Source organism: Dactylosporangium aurantiacum, assembly GCF_000716715.1.
GTDB classification, from domain to species: domain Bacteria; phylum Actinomycetota; class Actinomycetes; order Mycobacteriales; family Micromonosporaceae; genus Dactylosporangium; species Dactylosporangium aurantiacum.
Genome location: NZ_JNYJ01000001.1, coordinates 269,371 through 286,357 on the forward strand (window position 1 = coordinate 269,371; position 16,987 = coordinate 286,357).

General features: G+C 72.6%; 15 protein-coding genes, 1 tRNA gene and 1 riboswitch. Of the genes, 7 read left to right on the top strand and 9 right to left on the bottom strand.

Annotated features, from left to right (window positions below):
* Positions 1–118: 118 nt before the first annotated feature.
* Positions 119–1,303 (top strand): FAD-dependent monooxygenase, encoded by a 1,185-nt coding sequence (locus OP18_RS01240; RefSeq protein ID WP_033356737.1) that lies wholly within the window; start codon positions 119–121, stop codon positions 1,301–1,303.
* A 46-nt stretch (positions 1,304–1,349) separates the two neighbouring features.
* Here OP18_RS01240 and OP18_RS01245 read toward each other — a convergent pair whose 3' ends face one another.
* Complete coding sequence (locus OP18_RS01245; protein WP_033356738.1) at positions 1,350–2,789, bottom strand: glycine hydroxymethyltransferase; 1,440 nt, start codon at positions 2,787–2,789, stop codon at positions 1,350–1,352.
* A gap of 71 nt (positions 2,790–2,860) precedes the next feature.
* Positions 2,861–2,943, top strand: a riboswitch (S-adenosyl-L-homocysteine riboswitch).
* 20 nt (positions 2,944–2,963) lie between these two features.
* Between OP18_RS01245 and metH the strand changes: the two genes are divergently transcribed.
* Positions 2,964–6,653: a methionine synthase gene (metH, locus tag OP18_RS01250; RefSeq protein ID WP_033356739.1), complete on the top strand. Its 3,690-nt coding sequence runs from the start codon at positions 2,964–2,966 to the stop codon at positions 6,651–6,653.
* A gap of 554 nt (positions 6,654–7,207) precedes the next feature.
* Here the strand turns inward: metH and OP18_RS01255 are convergent.
* The 5 genes from OP18_RS01255 to OP18_RS01275 all read right to left on the bottom strand — a co-directional run bounded on the left by OP18_RS01255 (position 7,208) and on the right by OP18_RS01275 (position 9,858).
* Positions 7,208–7,279 (bottom strand) — tRNA-Val (locus OP18_RS01255).
* Positions 7,280–7,356: 77 nt separating this feature from the next.
* On the bottom strand, positions 7,357–7,581 hold the full coding sequence (locus OP18_RS01260; protein WP_033356986.1) for a DUF6158 family protein: 225 nt from the start codon (positions 7,579–7,581) through the stop codon (positions 7,357–7,359).
* A 45-nt stretch (positions 7,582–7,626) separates the two neighbouring features.
* Positions 7,627–7,890 (bottom strand): hypothetical protein, encoded by a 264-nt coding sequence (locus OP18_RS61710; RefSeq protein WP_033356740.1) that lies wholly within the window; start codon positions 7,888–7,890, stop codon positions 7,627–7,629.
* Positions 7,891–7,932: 42 nt separating this feature from the next.
* The gene (locus tag OP18_RS01270; RefSeq protein WP_279327117.1) at positions 7,933–9,540 is read right to left on the bottom strand and encodes a beta-N-acetylhexosaminidase; all 1,608 of its coding nucleotides are present in this window, start codon (positions 9,538–9,540) and stop codon (positions 7,933–7,935) included.
* Between the two features lie 36 nt (positions 9,541–9,576).
* Positions 9,577–9,858, bottom strand: a complete 282-nt coding sequence (locus tag OP18_RS01275) for a DUF5937 family protein (protein ID WP_033356741.1) — start codon at positions 9,856–9,858, stop codon at positions 9,577–9,579.
* A gap of 103 nt (positions 9,859–9,961) precedes the next feature.
* Between OP18_RS01275 and OP18_RS56730 the strand changes: the two genes are divergently transcribed.
* Complete coding sequence (locus OP18_RS56730) at positions 9,962–10,132, top strand: hypothetical protein (protein WP_156089222.1); 171 nt, start codon at positions 9,962–9,964, stop codon at positions 10,130–10,132.
* Between the two features lie 170 nt (positions 10,133–10,302).
* Here the strand turns inward: OP18_RS56730 and OP18_RS01280 are convergent, their stop codons facing one another.
* The 3 genes from OP18_RS01280 to OP18_RS01290 all read right to left on the bottom strand — a co-directional run bounded on the left by OP18_RS01280 (position 10,303) and on the right by OP18_RS01290 (position 13,205).
* Positions 10,303–11,457, bottom strand: coding sequence for an alanine--tRNA ligase-related protein (locus OP18_RS01280; protein WP_033356742.1), 1,155 nt, complete (start codon positions 11,455–11,457; stop codon positions 10,303–10,305).
* Positions 11,458–11,688: 231 nt separating this feature from the next.
* Positions 11,689–12,744, bottom strand: a complete 1,056-nt coding sequence (locus tag OP18_RS01285; protein WP_033356743.1) for a hypothetical protein — start codon at positions 12,742–12,744, stop codon at positions 11,689–11,691.
* A gap of 119 nt (positions 12,745–12,863) precedes the next feature.
* Positions 12,864–13,205: a YkvA family protein gene (locus tag OP18_RS01290; RefSeq protein ID WP_033356744.1), complete on the bottom strand. Its 342-nt coding sequence runs from the start codon at positions 13,203–13,205 to the stop codon at positions 12,864–12,866.
* Positions 13,206–13,235: 30 nt separating this feature from the next.
* On the opposite strand from OP18_RS01290, the gene OP18_RS01295 reads away from it, so the two are divergent.
* From OP18_RS01295 to OP18_RS01310, 4 genes are all read left to right on the top strand, one after another.
* A complete protein-coding gene (locus OP18_RS01295; protein WP_156089223.1) occupies positions 13,236–14,390 on the top strand; it encodes a damage-control phosphatase ARMT1 family protein in 1,155 nt (384 codons plus the stop codon).
* A 430-nt stretch (positions 14,391–14,820) separates the two neighbouring features.
* On the top strand, positions 14,821–15,435 hold the full coding sequence (locus OP18_RS51910) for a hypothetical protein (protein ID WP_052386050.1): 615 nt from the start codon (positions 14,821–14,823) through the stop codon (positions 15,433–15,435).
* Positions 15,436–15,460: 25 nt separating this feature from the next.
* Entirely contained in the window at positions 15,461–16,201 is a 741-nt protein-coding gene (locus OP18_RS51915) for a hypothetical protein (protein WP_052386051.1), read from the top strand.
* Between the two features lie 61 nt (positions 16,202–16,262).
* Positions 16,263–16,976, top strand: coding sequence for a hypothetical protein (locus OP18_RS01310; protein ID WP_052386052.1), 714 nt, complete (start codon positions 16,263–16,265; stop codon positions 16,974–16,976).
* The last annotated feature ends 11 nt before the right edge of the window (positions 16,977–16,987 follow it).

Here is a 16,987-nt window from a genome sequence, read left to right on the forward strand (position 1 = left end):
TCCGTGGTCGCGCCCGGGTGCCGCGACGCACATCATCCACTGTGGATTTTCGGTGATAGGCTCCCGTCGCTGTTCGGCAGGGAGCTGTTTCGCCAGGGACTCGAGTCAAGAAGGTGTCATGACTTCACGCGTCGTAGTCATCGGAGCCGGCATCGGTGGTCTCACCGCGGCGATCGCGTTGCGGGCGGCCGGGCACGAGGTCGAGGTGTACGACCAGGCGACCACGTTCGGCGCGATCGGCGCCGGGGTGTCGCTCGGCGCGAACGGCACCCGGCTGATGGACCGGCTCGGGCTCGGCCCGGCGCTGCGGGAGGTCGGCTCCGACCTGCACCGCATCCAGTTCCACGAGTGGCGCACCGGCGAGCTGTTCTACGAGCACCCGATGGGCGACTGGTACACGGACCGCTTCGGCGCGCCGTTCCTCGGCCTGCACCGCGCCGACCTGCAGCAGGTGCTCCTCGACGCGTTCCGCGCCGGCGGCGGCGAGGTGCGGCTCGGCCGGCGCTGCGTCGCGATCGACGAGACGCCCGCTCGCGTCGACGTCACGTTCGCCGACGGCAGCACCGCCCACGCCGACGTGCTCATCGGCGCCGACGGGGTCCGCTCGACGGTCCGCCAGCACGTCGCCGGCCCCGACGAGGCCGTATTCGCCGGCATGAGCTGCTTCCGCGGGCTCGTCCCGGTCGACCGGGTCCCGGGCGGCGACCGGATGGGCCTGACGTTCTTCCTCGGCCCCGTCAGCCACCTGGTCGTCTATCCGGTACGCTGCGGCGAGCTGATCAACTTCGTGGCGTACACGCGGGACGCCGCGTGGACCGACGAGTCGTGGTCGGCGAAGGGCGACGCGAGCCAGGCGGTCGCCGCGTTCGAGGGCTTCAACGACACGGTGCTCGCCATGCTCGGCGCGGTCGAGGACACCGGCCGGTGGGCGCTGTTCGACCGGGAGCCGCTGCGGCAGTGGAGCACCGGGCGGGTCACGCTGCTCGGCGACGCGGCGCACCCGATGCTGCCGCACGCGGGCCAGGGCAGCAACCAGGCCGTCGAGGACGTGGCGGTGCTCGCGCACTTCCTGGGCCAGCCGGACCTGACGGTCGCCGACGCCCTCGCCGCGTACGAGACGGTCCGCAAGCCGCGGGCCCGCCAGCTGCAGCTCGGCTCGCGCGGCAACGCGAAGTGCTTCCAGGTCCCGGACGGGCCGGAGGCGCAGGCCCGCAACGAGCGCCTGGCCAACCTGCCCGACATGGTCAGCTGGATCCACTCCTACGACGTGCACGCGGAGCTGCGGGCGGCCGCGCCGGCGTGACGCCGCGGACCCGGCGCCGCGTCGGCGGCGCCGGGTCCCGGGTCGTTCAGCGCAGCGTGATCTCCGGGTACAGCGGGAAGCCGGCGAGCAGCTCGGCCGCCTGCCCCGACACCTTCGCCGCGACCGACGCGTCGAGGGTGTACTTCGCCTTGGAGTCCGCGGCGGGCCGGGTCGTGGTCAGCACGGTGGCGATCAGCTCCGCGATGGTGTCCATCTCGGCGACGCCGAGGCCGCGGGTGGTCAGCGCCGGGGTGCCGACGCGCACGCCGGAGGTGTACCAGGCACCGTTGGGGTCCTGGGGGATCGCGTTGCGGTTGGTGACGATGCCGGCGTCCAGCAGCGCCGCCTCCGCCTGCCGGCCGGTGAGCCCGGTCGGCGCGCCGTTGAGCCGGGACGCGTCGATGAGCACCAGGTGGTTCTCGGTGCCGCCGGTGACGAGGTGCACGCCGCGGCGCAGCAGCCCGTCGGCGAGTGCGGCGGCGTTGTCCACGACCCGCTGGGCGTAGTCGCGGAACGACGCGGTGCGGGCCTCGGCGAGCGCGACCGCCTTGGCGGCCATGACGTGCGGCAGCGGGCCGCCGAGCACCATCGGGCAGCCCCGGTCGACCTGGTCGGCGAGCTCCGCCTGGCACAGGACCATGCCGCCGCGCGGGCCGCGCAGCGTCTTGTGGGTCGTGGTGGTGACGATGTGCGCGTGCGGCACCGGGTCGAAGTCGCCGGTGAAGACCTTGCCGGCGACGAGCCCGGCGAAATGCGCCATGTCGACCATGAGGGTGGCGCCGACCTCGTCGGCGATCTCGCGCAGCGTCGCGAAGTTCACCTTCCGCGGGTACGCCGAGTAGCCACCGACGATGATCATCGGGCGGAACTCGCGGGCGGTCTCGCGCAGCGCGTCGTAGTCCAGCAGGCCCGTCGCCGGGTTCGTGCCGTAGCTGCGCTGGTGGAACATCTTGCCGGAGATGTTCGGCCGGAAGCCGTGCGTGAGGTGCCCGCCGGCGTCCAGGGACATGCCCAGCATCCGCTGGTCGCCGAAGTCGTGGCGGAGCTTCGCCCAGTCGCTCTCGGTGAGGTCGTTGACCTGCCGGACGCCCGCCTGCTTCAGGAACGGGGCCTCGACGCGCTGCGCCAGGACGGCCCAGAAGGCCACCAGATTGGCGTCGATCCCAGAATGTGGTTGAACATAAGCGTGTGACGCGCCGAACAATTCGCGCGCGTGCTCGGCCGCGATGGACTCCACGGTGTCCACCTGCTGGCACCCGGCGTAGAAGCGGCGCCCGACGGTGCCCTCGGCGTACTTGTCGCTGAGCCAGTTGCCCATCGCCAGCAGCGTGGCGGGGGAGGCGTAGTTCTCGCTGGCGATGAGCTTGAGCGACTCACGCTGGGCGGTCAGCTCGGCGGCGATGGCGTCCGCGATCCGCGGCTCGACGGCCCGAACCACGTCGAGGGCAGCATTGGCCGCGATCGATTCGGAACTTTGCGCGCTCATGACGGGACCTCTCGACTGAGTGACGGCCAACCACGGTAACAGGCTAGAATCCAGTACTAGAATCAACGGCTCAGGGCGAGAGGCGCTGCAACGGATCATCGGCGATCCGCCACGCTCGACCTGGTTTCACTGTCTGCAAGGGCGCCTTCCGTCTCACCCACGGAAGGTGGATCCATGGCGAGGACAACGGCGATCGCTGATCTGCGCGAGCTGCTCGACGAGCGGGTCGTCGTGCTCGACGGCGCATGGGGGACCATGCTCCAGGCGGCCGGGCTCACCCCTGCCGACTACCGCGCGGACCTGATCCCGGCGGACCACGCCCAGGACGTGACCGGCAACCCGGACCTGCTCAACATTACCCGTCCGGACGTGATCCTCGACGTCCACCGGCAGTACCTGGCCGCCGGCGCCGACATCACCACCACCAACACGTTCACCGCCACCAGCATCGCCCAGGCCGACTACGGCCTGGAGCACCTCGTCCGCGACATGAACGTGCAGGGCGCGCGGCTGGCACGGCAGGCCGCCGACGAGGCCTCCACCCCTGAGCGCCCCCGGTTCGTCGCCGGTTCCGTCGGCCCGCTCAACGTCACCCTGTCGCTGTCGCCGCGGGTCGACGACCCGTCGTACCGCGCGGTGACGTTCGACACGGTCCGCGCCGCGTACGCCGAGCAGATCAGCGCCCTCGCCGAGGGCGGCGTCGACCTGCTGCTCATCGAGACGATCTTCGACACGCTCAACGTGAAGGCCGCCATCGCCGCGGCCCGCGAGGTCGCCCCGCAGCTGCCGCTGTGGATCTCGGTCACCATCGTCGACCTGAGCGGCCGGACACTGTCCGGGCAGACCGTCGAGGCGTTCTGGCGCTCCGTCGAGCACGCCCACCCGCTCATCGTCGGCGTCAACTGCTCCCTCGGCGCGGCCGAGATGCGTCCGCACGTCGCCGACCTGGCCCGCCTCGCCGGCACGTACGTCGCGGCCCACCCCAACGCCGGCCTGCCCAACGCCTTCGGCGGCTACGACCAGACCCCCGCGGAGACCAGCGGCCTGCTCAAGGGCTTCGTGGCCGACCACCTCGTCAACGTCGTCGGCGGCTGCTGCGGCACCACCCCCGCGCACATCGGCCGCATCGCCGAGGAGGTCCGGGGCATGGCGCCCCGGCAGGTCCCCACGCCGGCCCCGGCGACCCGGTTCAGCGGCCTCGAGCCGTTCGAGATCGGCCCCGACACCGGCTTCGTCATGATCGGCGAGCGGACCAACGTCACCGGCTCCAAGCGCTTCCGCCGGCTCATCGAGTCCGGCGACCACCAGGGCGCGGTCGACGTCGCCCTCGAGCAGGTCCGCGGCGGCGCCAACCTGCTCGACGTCAACATGGACGCCGACCTGCTCGACAGCGAGCAGGCGATGACCACGTTCCTCAACCTCATCGCCACCGAGCCCGAGGTCGCCCGCATCCCGATCATGATCGACAGCTCTCGCTGGAGCGTGCTCGAGGCCGGCCTCAAGTGCGTCCAGGGCAAGGGTGTCGTCAACTCGATCAGCCTCAAGGAGGGCGAGGAGCCCTTCCTGGAGCAGGCCAGGATCATCCGCTCCTACGGCGCCGGCGTCGTCGTCATGGCCTTCGACGAGATCGGCCAGGCCGACACGACCGAGCGCAAGGTCGAGATCTGCGGCCGGGCGTACGACCTGCTCGTGCACCGCGCCGGATTCGCCCCCGAGGACATCATCTTCGACCCCAACGTCCTGGCCGTGGCCACCGGCATCGCCGAGCACAACGGCTACGCCAAGGCGTTCATCGACGCGCTGCCGCTGATCAAGCAGCGGTGCCCGGGCGCCCGTACCAGCGGCGGCATCTCGAACCTGTCGTTCTCCTTCCGCGGCAACGACGTGGTGCGCGAGGCCATGCACTCCGCGTTCCTGCTGCACGCCGTGCGGGCCGGCCTCGACATGGGCATCGTGAACGCCGGGCAGCTCGCCGTGTACGCCGACATCCCCGCCGACCTGCTCGAGCTCGTCGAGGACGTGCTGTTCGACCGGCGCGAGGACGCCACCGACCGGCTCGTCACGTTCGCCGGCACGATCAGCGGCAGCGGCACCCAGCGGGTCGTGGACCTGTCGTGGCGCGAGGCCCCGGTCAACGAGCGGCTGTCGCACGCCCTCGTGCACGGCATCGTCGACTTCATCGAGGAGGACACCGAGGAGGCGCGCCAGCAGGCGGCGCGTCCCCTGGAGGTGATCGAGGGCCCGCTCATGGACGGCATGAAGGTCGTCGGCGACCTCTTCGGCTCCGGCAAGATGTTCCTGCCGCAGGTCGTCAAGAGCGCCCGCGTCATGAAGCGCTCCGTCGCCTACCTCGAGCCCTTCATGGAGGCCGAGAAGGAGGCCGCGCGCGAGGCCGCCCGCCAGGAGGGCCGCGCCGACACCGGCGAGGCCGCCGGCCGCAGCGGCCAGGGCAAGGTCGTCATGGCCACCGTCAAGGGCGACGTCCACGACATCGGCAAGAACATCGTCGGCGTCGTGCTCGGCTGCAACAACTACGAGGTCATCGACCTCGGCGTCATGGTCCCCGCGGCGAAGATCCTCGACACCGCGGTCGCCGAGGGCGCCGACGCGATCGGCCTGTCCGGCCTCATCACCCCGTCGCTGGACGAGATGGTCGCCGTCGCCACCGAGATGCAGCGCCGCGGCCTGAAGCTGCCCCTGCTCATCGGCGGCGCCACCACGTCCCGGCAGCACACGGCGGTGCGAGTGGCTCCCGCGTACGACGGCATCACCGTCCACGTGCAGGACGCCTCCCGGGTCGTCGGCGTGGTCGCCGGCCTGCTGGACCCCGCGCGGGTCGAGCAGCTCACCGCCGACAACCGCGACGAGCAGGAGCGCCTGCGCCGCCAGCACGCCGAGCGCCGGCACACCGCGCTGCTCACCCTCGCCGAGGCCCGCGCCAACGCCTCCGACGTGTCGTTCGCCGACCTCCCCACGCCCGATTTCACCGGTGTACGGATCGTCGAACCGCCCCTGCAGACGCTCCGCGACATGATCGACTGGCAGTTCTTCTTCCTCGCCTGGGAGCTGAAGGGCAAGTACCCGGCGATCCTGGACCAGCCGGTCGCCGCCGAGCTGTTCGCCGAGGGCAACGCCCTGCTCGACGAGATCATCGCCAAGGGGTCGCTCACCGCCCGCGGCGCCTACGGCTTCTGGCCCGCCGCCGCCGCCGGCGACGACATCGTCCTGGACGTGCCGGCGGGCGGTTCCCGGGTCACGTTCCCGATGCTGCGCCAGCAGACCGAGAAGCCCGACGGCCGCTCCAACCGCTGCCTCGCCGACTACATCGCCCCGGCCGGCGACGCCGCCGCCTTCCCCGACCACCTGGGCGGCTTCGCCGTCGCCATCCATGGCGCCGAGGAACTCGCGGCCCGGTACGAGGCCGACAACGACGACTACCGCGCCATCCTCGTCAAGGCCCTCGCCGACCGCCTCGCCGAGGCGTTCGCCGAGTACATCCACCTCGAGGCCCGCCGCGCCTGGTTCGAGCCCGGCGCCACCCCGGCCCTGGAGGACCTGCACGCGGAACGCTTCCGCGGCATCCGGCCCGCCCTCGGCTACCCGGCCAGCCCCGACCACTCCCTGAAGCAGGCCCTGTTCGACCTCCTCGAGGCCGACAAGCTGGGCCTGGCCCTCACCGAGTCGTTCGCGATGACCCCGGCGGCCGCGGTCAGCGGCCTCATCTTCGCCCACCCCGACTCGCGCTACTTCACGGTCGGCCGCATCAACCGCGACCAGGTCGAGGACTACGCCACCCGGCGCGGCCTGCCGGTCGCCGAGATCGAACGCTGGCTGCGCCCGAACCTCGCCTACGACCCGTCCTGACGCTCACGGGCCCGGCGCCTCCCCGGCGCCGGGCCACATCTCTTCCAGGCGGCCGGCCCGTCCCCGCGGCGTCTGCGGACCTGGCCGCTTCACCGGCGGGATGCACCCTGGGCGGAGCCGTTGCGCGGCCTGCCCGGTGCGCTGCTGCCGTGCGAGGCGTTGCGGCACACCCCCGGACAACGACGACCGGCTGCCCGAGGCTCGCAGCTGCAGACGATCCACCCGCACATGGAGCTCGCCGGGACCACCGCCGGCGATGCAGCTCCCGCGTCATGGCCGACCGCCACCACGCACATGCGACGAGACACATGCCGACGTCTCCACGGATTCCGGGACAGCAGCGGAGGCGTCAGCCGAACGCGACACCGGGCCCAGCCACCGACGCGCGAGCCGTGGCGCATCAGACGGCGGATCGACTCGCATGCGCAGCGCAGCGCAGCATGGGGGGTGCGGGGTGGGAACCCCCGCCTGGAGCAGGCGAAGCCTGCGCGGACGACACCACGCGACACACGCGAAAACGGCCCCCGCCGTTGAGCAGGGGCCGTCAGTCGTCGTGGGCGATACTGGGATCGAACCAGTGACCTCTTCGGTGTGAACGAAGCGCGCTCCCGCTGCGCCAATCGCCCGTGACGTTTGTGCACTCTACCCGATCCACCCCGCTCCCCGCACCTCGGGGGGTGCGGGGAGCGAGGTGGACGTGCGGTCAGCGGACCCGGGCCGGGTCGACCTCGCGGTCGGGGAAGCGGCGCAGGTACTCGCGTTCCAGCTCGTCGGTGCGCCTGGAGTGGTTCGTCAGGGCGTCCTCGGAGCCGTGGCGGAACGTGTCGTGGCGGGTGCCGTGCAGGCTGGACAGCTCGCGCAGCAGTTCCTCGTCGGTGAGGGAGGCCGGCGGGATACCCAGGACCGGTGATGTCTCGTCGGTGCGCATACCGGAGCTGTTACCCCGCCGGGCGGCGGCCACACAAAAGCCGGGTCACACGAGGGTGAAGGTGAAGTCGTCGGCGTAGTAGGAGGGCTGGCCGTACCAGCCGTGGACGCAGACCGTCACGGAGGTGGTGGCGGCGCCCGTGGTGAAGGTGACGGTGAGCGGGGCGTACGCGTTGCCGGTGCCGGGCGTCCAGGGGCTGGCGTCGACGCCGGTACCGGTGGCGCCGATGGAGACGTGGCTGCCCGGGACGTACCCGGTGAGCCGGTACCGACCGGCGAGGACACCACCGAGCAGCGGCTGCCGGTCCACGGCGCGAGCGACCCGGTCTCGAACCCGCCGTTGACCAGCGCCTCAGCCGGTGGGATGGAGGACGACGGAAGCCGACGGCGGCGTCCCCCACGGCACCTGCGGCGACCGGTAGAAGTTGATCCCCTGCACCGTCCACCGCGGCCCCTGCGCCCCCAGCCGCACCTTGAACGTGTCCCAGTCGCGCGCGGACTGCGGCGACCACGCCAGCTCCGCCAGGGCGGGCATCCGCGGGAACGCCATGAACTCGATGTCGGCGAGGGTGCGCAGGGTCTCGCTCCACAGTGGAGCCTCGACGCCGAGGATCGCGGCGGCCGGTACGCCCGGCAGGTAGCTGCCCGGGTCCCAGCCGTACGCGGTCTCCACCTCGATCAGGCCGGCCCAAGTGAGCCCGAGCGGGGTGGCGTCGGTGTACTTCATGTCGAGGTACGTCTTGTTCGCCGGGGAGAGCAGGATCTTGTCGCCCTTGGCGACGGCGGCGCCGAGGTCGGCGTCGGAGGTGCCGGTGCCCCAGAACTGGGCGACGCGGCCGGCGGTGTGGTCGGCCTGGCCGATCTGGTGCCAGCCCATGACGGTCTTGCCGGCGGCACCGACGTACGGCTGGACACGGTTCATGAAGGTGCGGTAGTCCGTGTCGCTGGTCGAGTGCGCCTCGTCGCCGCCGACGTGCAGGTAGGCGCCGGGGGTCAGCGCGGCGAGCTCGTCGAGGACCTGCTGCACGAAGGTGTACGTGACCTCCTTGTGCACGCACAGCGAGCTGAAGCCGACCTCGGTGCCGGTGTACGGCGCGGGCGCGACCCCGTCGCAGTTGAGCTCGGCGTAGGAGGTGAGCGCAGCGTTCGTGTGACCCGGCATGTCGATCTCGGGGACGATCGTGATGTGGCGGGCGGCGGCGTACGCGACGAGGTCGGTGTACTGGGCCTTGGTGTAGTACCCGCCGGCGCCGTCGCCGACCTGGGTGCTGCCGCCGACGGTGGCCAGGCGGGGCCACGCGTCGACCGCGATGCGCCAGCCCTGGTCGTCGCTGAGGTGCAGGTGCAGGACGTTGAGCTTGTACTGGGCGATCTCGTCGATGTACCGCTTGACGGTGTCCACGCCGAAGAAGTGGCGGGACACGTCGAGCATGGCGCCGCGGTACGCGTACCGCGGCCGGTCGATGATCCGCCCGCCGGCGACGGTCCAGGGGCCGCGCTGCACGGTCCGTGCCTCGATCGTCGGGGGCAGCAGCTGCCGGAGGGTCTGCACGCCGTGGTAGAGCCCGGCCGGGGTCTGCGCGCGGATGGTGAGCAGCGACGCGGTGACGTCGAGCTGGTAGCCCTCGGTCCCGACGCTGTCGTCGGCGCCGGACAGCAGCAGCGCGATGCCGCTCGACGGGGTGCCGCCGCCGGTGGTCACCGGCAGCGGGTAGCCGGTCGCGGGGCGCAGCAGGGCGGCGAGGGCGTCGCCGACGTCGGTCGACTCGCTCTGGATGCCGGTGCCCGCGGTCAGGGTGAACGTGACGCCGCTGGCGGGCTGGACGGACGCGGGCGCGGGCACCACGTCCTGCAGGTTCACCACGGCCGCGACGGCCGGCGCGGCCGCGACGGTCCAGGCGACCCCGACGCCGGCGGCGCCCAGGGCGAGCGCGGCGGCGAGCAGAGCGGGACGGTGCACGGCGTCCTCCAGCGAAACCCATTGTAAAGTTTCCTGTTAATTGATGACCCCCACTGCCTCGACGTCAAGGATGTCACCGCGGCAACGCCGCGAGCAGGCCGGCGCGCGCGAGGACCGCCCCAGGAACTCGGCCTCCAGCAGCCGGTCGGCGAGCGCCGGCTGCAGCCCGGCGAGGGTCGCGGCCGCCCACGCCTGCGCCGCCGGGTGGTGCGCCGGCTCGGCCAGGACGTGCAGCATCGACGTGAGCTCGGCGTGCGGTGACGGGGCGAACACGCACCGCTCCGCAGGCATGCCCGTGATGTCGATCGTCAGCGTCACGCCCCTCATCGTGCCAGCGCCCGGCCACGACGCGGCGCCGGTTGGCGGGTCCCGTCAATCCGCGCGCCGCCGCGTCGCTGCTGCTCGGCGTCGGCAACCAGGTGTGGCCCCGGCGCACGCCGCGCTCGTGGCCGCCCTCGCCGCCCCGTCGCCGCCCGCCGCCCCGCTCGCCGCGGCCCGTTCCCTGCGCAACGCCGGCCCCGGCGTGGGTGCCCTGACCCCCGCGCTCGCCGTCACCGCCGCCCGACGCGCTGCGCCTGCTCGCCGCGGGTAGGGCCCTGGGGTACGCGCTCGGACCCGCCGCCGCACCGCAGGCGCCCAGGGCTGCGGAGCCCTCGTTTCCGGGCACGGCGAACCATCAACGTGCCGGGTGCGGGTCCTGCGGTCGCCGGGCCGGCCGCCCTCGACGTCCATCGGTCGACGGCGGCCGGCAGCGGATCCGGGTCAGGTGGTGGTGAGCACCTCCTCGACCAGGTCGCGCGGGATGCCGTGGGTGTCGTGCAGGTAGCAGTAGTCGTCCTCGGTCAGCGGGCCGCGCAGCAGCAGCCGCTCGATCAGTGGCCGGCCGCGGCGCAGCAGGGACGCGAAGCGGCGCTCCTCGTACACGAGGACGTCGTGGACGTACAGGGGGTCGATGCGCAGGCCGTGATGCTCCACAGTGGACGCGATCGGCTCCGGGGGCAGGTCGAGCAGGGTGCGGGACGGGTCGTCGCGCCAGAGGGTGGTCAGGGTGCGGCGGATGAGGCGGCGCAGGACGTAGCCGCGGCCGGTGTTCGACGGGTGGACGCCGTCGCCGATGACGACGACGGACGCGCGGAGATGGTCGTACACCAGCTTCGACGGTGACCACAGCGACGACACGGTGCGCGTCCACGGCTCGAACAGGTCGATGTCGAACACGCTGGAGCGGCCCTGCAGGACCATCGCCATGCGCTCCAGGCCCATGCCGGTGTCGACGCCCGGGCGGTCGAGGTCGGTGAGGGAGCCGTCGTCGTGGCGCCGGTGGCGCATCATGACGTGGTTCCAGACCTCGACCCAGCGGTCGTCGGTGGACGGTGTACCGGTGGGAGGGCCGTCGCCGGTCCAGATGAAGATCTCCGAGTCGGGGCCGCACGGGCCGGTCGGGCCGTTGGACCACCAGTTGTCCTCGCCGAGGGTCTCGACGGGCACGCCGAGGCGCTGCCAGGTCTCCAGGGAGCCGGGGTCGCCGTGGTGCACGGTGACGTGCAGCGACCCGGGGTCGACGCCGAAGCCGTCGCGCAGCAGCTCGTAGCCCCAGCGCAGGCTCTGCTCGCCGGGATAGTCGCCGAGGGACCAGGAGCCGAGCATCTGGAACAGGGTCAGGTGCGTGTCGTCGCCGACCTCGTCGAGGTCGGTGGTGCGCAGGCAGCGCTGCACGCCGGTGAGGCGGCGGCCGAGCGGGTGCGGCCGGCCCTCCAGGTACGGCGTGAGCGGGTGCATGCCCGCGCTGGTGAACAGCACCGGGTCGCCCGGCGGCGGGACGAGGGTCGCGTCGCCGACGAGCTGGTGGCCGCGCTCGCGGTAGAAGTCGAGGAACGTGCCGACGATCTGCCGGGTGGTGAGGGTGGTGGTCTCCATCGTGGGGTCCTTTCAGAACTGACCGGGGCGCTGACCGGCGAAAACTGACCGGAGAGCTGGCCGGCGCGCTGACCGGAGGACGGACCCCACCGCGCACACAGCACAGCCGGCGGACCGTTTCCGGTCGCCGGCTGAACTGGGAAGAAGATCAGGCAGCAGCGTCCGGCGAGCGGTGAGCTCGCGCGGCCGCGGCGAAGTCGTGCCTGATACGCATACGGCGAGTGTAGCGGCTCAGAACCGCGACGAGTACTCCACGGTGAAACCGCTGTTGACGGGGGTGCCCGCGTTGGTGAAGCAGTTGATCCGGGCGCCGAGCGCGCCGGCGCCCGGGGTCCACGGCTGGTGCAGGCCGCAGAAGTCCGGCGTGGTGCCGAACGCGGTGACCTGGACGTTGCCGGGCGGGGAGCCGATCGCGGCGAACGACACCGTCCATACGGGCGGCCCGCCGGCGAGGACCCCGGCGGGGCCGCCGGAGTTGAAGTTCGTCAGCGCCGGGCCGAGCGGCGGGGTGTTCCACAGGTAGCCGAACTTGTACGGCGGGGCGGCACCGCCGTACAGGGCACGCTGGTACTGCCAGGTGAGCGAGAACCTGGTGTTGGCCAGGGCGCCGGCGGGGTTGAAGCAGAAGACCCGGAAGAACTGGCCGTTGGCGGAGGACTGCCAGCTGGCGACCTTGCACCTGGCGCCGGCGGCGGGGTTGGCGGCGGTGACCTGCACGCCACCGGCCTGCGGGCCGGCGGTGCCGAGGCCGGGCAGCGCGACGGAGTACAGGCCCGCGCCGACGTTGGTGACGGTGTTGGCGGCACCGGTCGTGTTGTACTGGGTGATCGTGCCGCCGGCGGGGGCGGCGTCGACGTACCCGAAGCGCTGCCCGGCGAACACGCCCGAGCTGCGGGCGAACTGCACGGAGAAGCCGGGCTGCGGGTCGAGGATGCCGCCGGGGCGGTAGCAGCTGACCCTGACGATCTCGTCGGGACCGACGACACCCCACGAGTCGGCCTGGCACCAGCGGCCGGGCGGGTTGGCGAGGGCGTCGTGGACGGCGGTCACGTGCACGACGCCGCCGGGGACGCCGATGCCCGGGAACCTGACCACCCACCGGCCGGGGACGCCGGGGCTGACGGTGGTCGCCGCGGGCCACTGCTGCGACACCACCCCGCCGGACCACAGCGCGAAGCCGAACGTGTCGGGCAGCAGCGCGGCGGCCGGGCGGGCGGCGGCGAGGGCGCCGGTGAGCACCGTGGCGAGCGCGACGGCGACGAGCCCCGCCAGTCGTCTGAGCCTCATACGGTTGCCTCCATCCTTGGAAGGGGGAGGCAGCGTATCGACCGATATGGATGCTCAGGGGTCGGATCAAGGACTCGCGGCCGGGGCGCCGCACAAAGCGTCGTTTGGGGCGAAACCGCTCAGCGGGCGCGCTGCTGCGGGCGGCGCTGCAGCTGCGGCGGCAGCAGCGACCCGCCCTGCTGCTGGCGCTCGCGGGCCTTCGTGGCCAACCGGGTCAGGTAGATCAGGGCCGCGCCGAGGACGCCGACGTCGTCGAGGTAGATCGGGTCGGGCAGCAGGTCGACGGGGGAGATGGTGTAGATGAGTGCGCCCCAGAACGCGAACTTGCCGCCGGCGCCCATCGCCTGCAGGTACTTGCCGGTCTTCCACACCCGGGTGGCCAGGACGATCGCGGCGATCAGCACCCCGATCAGCAGCAGGCCGCCGATCACGATGAGCGCGTAGAACACGGTGTCGTCCATGGCGCCGAGTCTACGGGCGATACTGCCACCATGCCCGCTGAGTCACCCGTGCCCGTCCTGCCGCCGCCGATCCGCAGCGACGACCCGGCGTCGTTCCCCGCATCCGTGCTGCGGGACCGTCACCCGGCCATCGTCGCCCGCGTGCTCGCCGATGTGCCGTTCGCGGCGCCGGTACGCCGGAGCCTTGCAACCCTCTTGCAGGACCCGACGGTCACCCCGCTGCCGCGCGACGCGCACGACTGCGAGGACTGGGACCGGTGGGGCGAGCCGTACTTCGGCCGGTCGATGTTCGAGGTGCCGTTCCTGTGGGCGGAGAACTACTTCTACCGGCGGCTGCTGTACGCGACCGGCTACCACGAGCCGGGGCCGTGGCGGGGGATCGACCCGTTCGGCCCGCAGAAGGCCGCCGACGTGCCGGGGGAGGAGGAGCTGCGCGCGCTCGACGCGCTGCAGGTCCTCCCCGAGGAGGAGCAGGCCTCGGCGCTGGTCGCCGCGTCGCTGTGGGGCAACCGCGCCGACCTCGGCTTCCAGCTGGCGCAGCGGGAGGCCGGCGAGGTCCACGAGCGGGTGGACGACCTGGTCGTCGACGACACCGACCTGCTGTGGAAGCACCTGGACAGGCGCGGCGCCGGGAACGGCACGGTGTGCGTGGTGGCGGACAACGCCGGGCGGGAGCTGCTGCCCGACCTGGTGCTCATCGACTTCCTGCTGCGGACCGGCCGGGCCGCGCGGGTCGAGCTGCACGTCAAGCCGGCGCCGTACTTCGTCTCCGACGCCCTGACCGCCGACGTGCTCGACGAGCTGCGGCGCTTCCCCGCCGACAGCGCCATCGGGCGGCGGCTGTCGGCGGCGCTGCGGGACGGGACCCTGGAGCTGGTCACCGACGCGTTCTACTGCGCGCCGCTGGAGTTCCCGCAGATGCCGGAGAGCCTCGCCGCCCGGTTCGGCGCGGCGAGGCTCACCATCCTCAAGGGGGACCTCAACTACCGGCGGCTGGTCGGGGACCGCAGCTGGCCGGCGGAGACGTCGTTTCTCAGCACTACCGGATACTTTCCCGGGCCGGTCGCGGCCCTGCGGACGGTGAAGTCGGACGTGGTCGTCGGGTTGGCCGCGGGCGCCGCGGCGAAGCTGCCCGCGTCATGGCGCACCAGCGGCGCTTTTGCCATGGTCCAAGTGCGAGCCTGAGACGGCGGCGGTGCCGCCGGCGGTGACCGTGGTCGTCGCCGTGGTGGTCGTCGTGGTGAAGGTCGGTCCGGCCCAGATGCGCTTCGTCATGGTGAGCACTCTGCCGGTCGGTACTTGGCGGCCACTTGCGGCCGGCTTGCGAAACCCCTCAAGGGTGGCGCGGGTCACGCATCGACGCCGCTCACCACCCGACATGTCCGACATGTGGCGTCGATCCGCCGGCCGGACGCCCGGACCTCGGGTCCGCCGCGACGCTCGCCGGGCCGCCGGCGCGCCGCACCGGGCGCACGGGGTGGATCCGTGCCGCAACGCGGGTGACATCAGCGCCCCCGGCGCCGATATCCCCCGGTCGCGGCTCACCCGGGACGTGTTCCTGGCACCCGCGGCGCAGGGGCGGGTTTCGTTCCGTGGACCTGGGTAGGACCGCGCAATGCAACCTGAAGCCGACGAGTCGGTGCCGGAGCTGGCGACGCAGCCTGACGACGAGCCGCCGGCGCCCGCGCCACCGTTGTCCGCACAGCCCGGCGGAGCCCAGAACAGCGCGGCCCAGCACAGCGCGACGCAGAACAGCGAGGCCCAGCACAGCGCGACGCAGAACAGCGAGGCCCAGCACAGCGCGACGCAGGGTGGCGCGGCTCAGCACAGCGCGGCCCCGAACAGCGGGCCGCAGTACAGCGCGGCGCAGAGCAGTGCCGCGCCGATGAGCGCACCGGGCAACCCGGGGCCGATCAACGCCGCGCCGTACCGGGCGAACGCCGGCGGCACGTCCGCGGCGAACATCGCGTCACTGTGGAACGACACGGACCGGCAGCGCATCCGCGGCCGGTGGCAGGAGCTGCAATCGAAGTTCCTCGACGACCCGCACCTGGTCGCCGGGGAGGCCGAACGGCTCGTCCAGGAGGCGGTCGCGTCGCTGACCGCCTCCCTCGACTCGCGGCGCACCCAGCTGCACCAGCAGCGGGCCACCCGCGGCCTCGACACCGAGAACCTGCGCGCCTCCCTGCGCGACTACCGCGAGTTCCTCGACCGCATCCTCGGCCTCTAAGTCCACCGGGAGTAGGGGGTTCACCATGAACTCGACGACGATCACGATCGGCCTGGTCGTGCTGGCCCTGGCCGTCGGCGGCTGGATCCTGCTGCGCGGCGGCAAGGAGGAGGACGAGGAGGAGGCGGCCACCCCGTCCGGCCCGCCCGCGCCCCGTCCCCCGACACCGGCCACCCCCAACGGCATGACCAGCGGCATGACCAACGGCATGGCCCCCAACGGCGCGTCCCCGAACGGGATGGCGGCCGGCGGCATGCCGGTCAACGGGATGGCCCCGAACGGTATGGCCCCCAACGGGATGCCCGGCGGGATGGCCGGCGGGATGGCCGGCGGGGTAGCCGGTGGGATGGCCGCCAACGGCATGCCCGCCGCGGGGATGAACCCCACCGGCATGGCGGCACCGGCCACGTACGGCGCCGCGTACGGTGCGGCCGCCGGACCCGCGATGCCCGCGCCGATGTCGTCGGTGCCGGCGCCCGGCTCGACGTACTTCGCCGCGTCCTCGCCGCTGACGTCGGAGGGGCACGCGTACGAGGTGCGCGCCCGCTGGCAGGAGCTGCAGCTGCGGTTCGTCGACGACCCGCAGACCGTCGCCGGCGAGGCCGAACGGCTGGTCGACGACGCCCTCGCCGGGGTCACCGCGTCGCTGAACGCCCGCAAGGACCAGCTCAGCACGTGGCGGGCCAGCGGCCGGGACGACACCGAGCAGCTGCGGGCGGCGGTCCACGGGTACCGCGACTTCCTGACGCACCTCGTCGGCCCGTAGTGACGGGCCTCGTTTGACGCGTCGTGTCATGCGGGCATACCTCCTGTGAAGGAGGACCGCCATGACAACCACCCAAGTTCTCATCACGATCGTCGCGCTCCTGGTGATCGCGGCGATCGGCTACGGCATCTGGTTCGTCACCCGGCGGCGGGCGCTGCAGCACCGGTTCGGCCCCGAGTACGACCGGGCCGTCGCCGAGGGTGACAGCCGCGTCGCCGCCGAACGTGAGCTCCGCGAGCGGGAGCGGCGCCACGCCGAGCTCGAGCTGCGCGACCTCACCCCCGAGGCCCGGGCGCGGTACACCGCCGCGTGGGAGGAGATCCAGGCCCGGTTCCTGGACGACCCGACGGCCGCCGTCCGCGACGCCGACGCCCTGGTCACCGACCTGGTCGCGGAGCGCGGGTACCCGAGCGGCGAGTACGAGGAGCAGGTCGCCCACCTGTCGGTGGAGCACGCCCGGACCCTCGGCCACTACCGCGACGCGCACGAGATCAGCCTGCTCAGCGACCGTGGCGAGGCCACCACCGAGCAGCTGCGCCAGGCCGTCGTGCACTACCGCACGCTCTTCTCCGACCTCCTCGGCACCGACGTCACCCCCGGCGCCGCGGCAGCCCACACCGAGCACCACACCGAGCACCACACCGAGCACCACGCCGAGGACCGCGTCGAGCACCACGCCGACGCGCGTACCGACGCGCGCACCGACGACGACGCCGCCGTGCCGGCGCAGCGTGACCCCGAAGACGTCGCCCACGACACCAGCCGCCGGTCGTAGGGCCGGGAAAG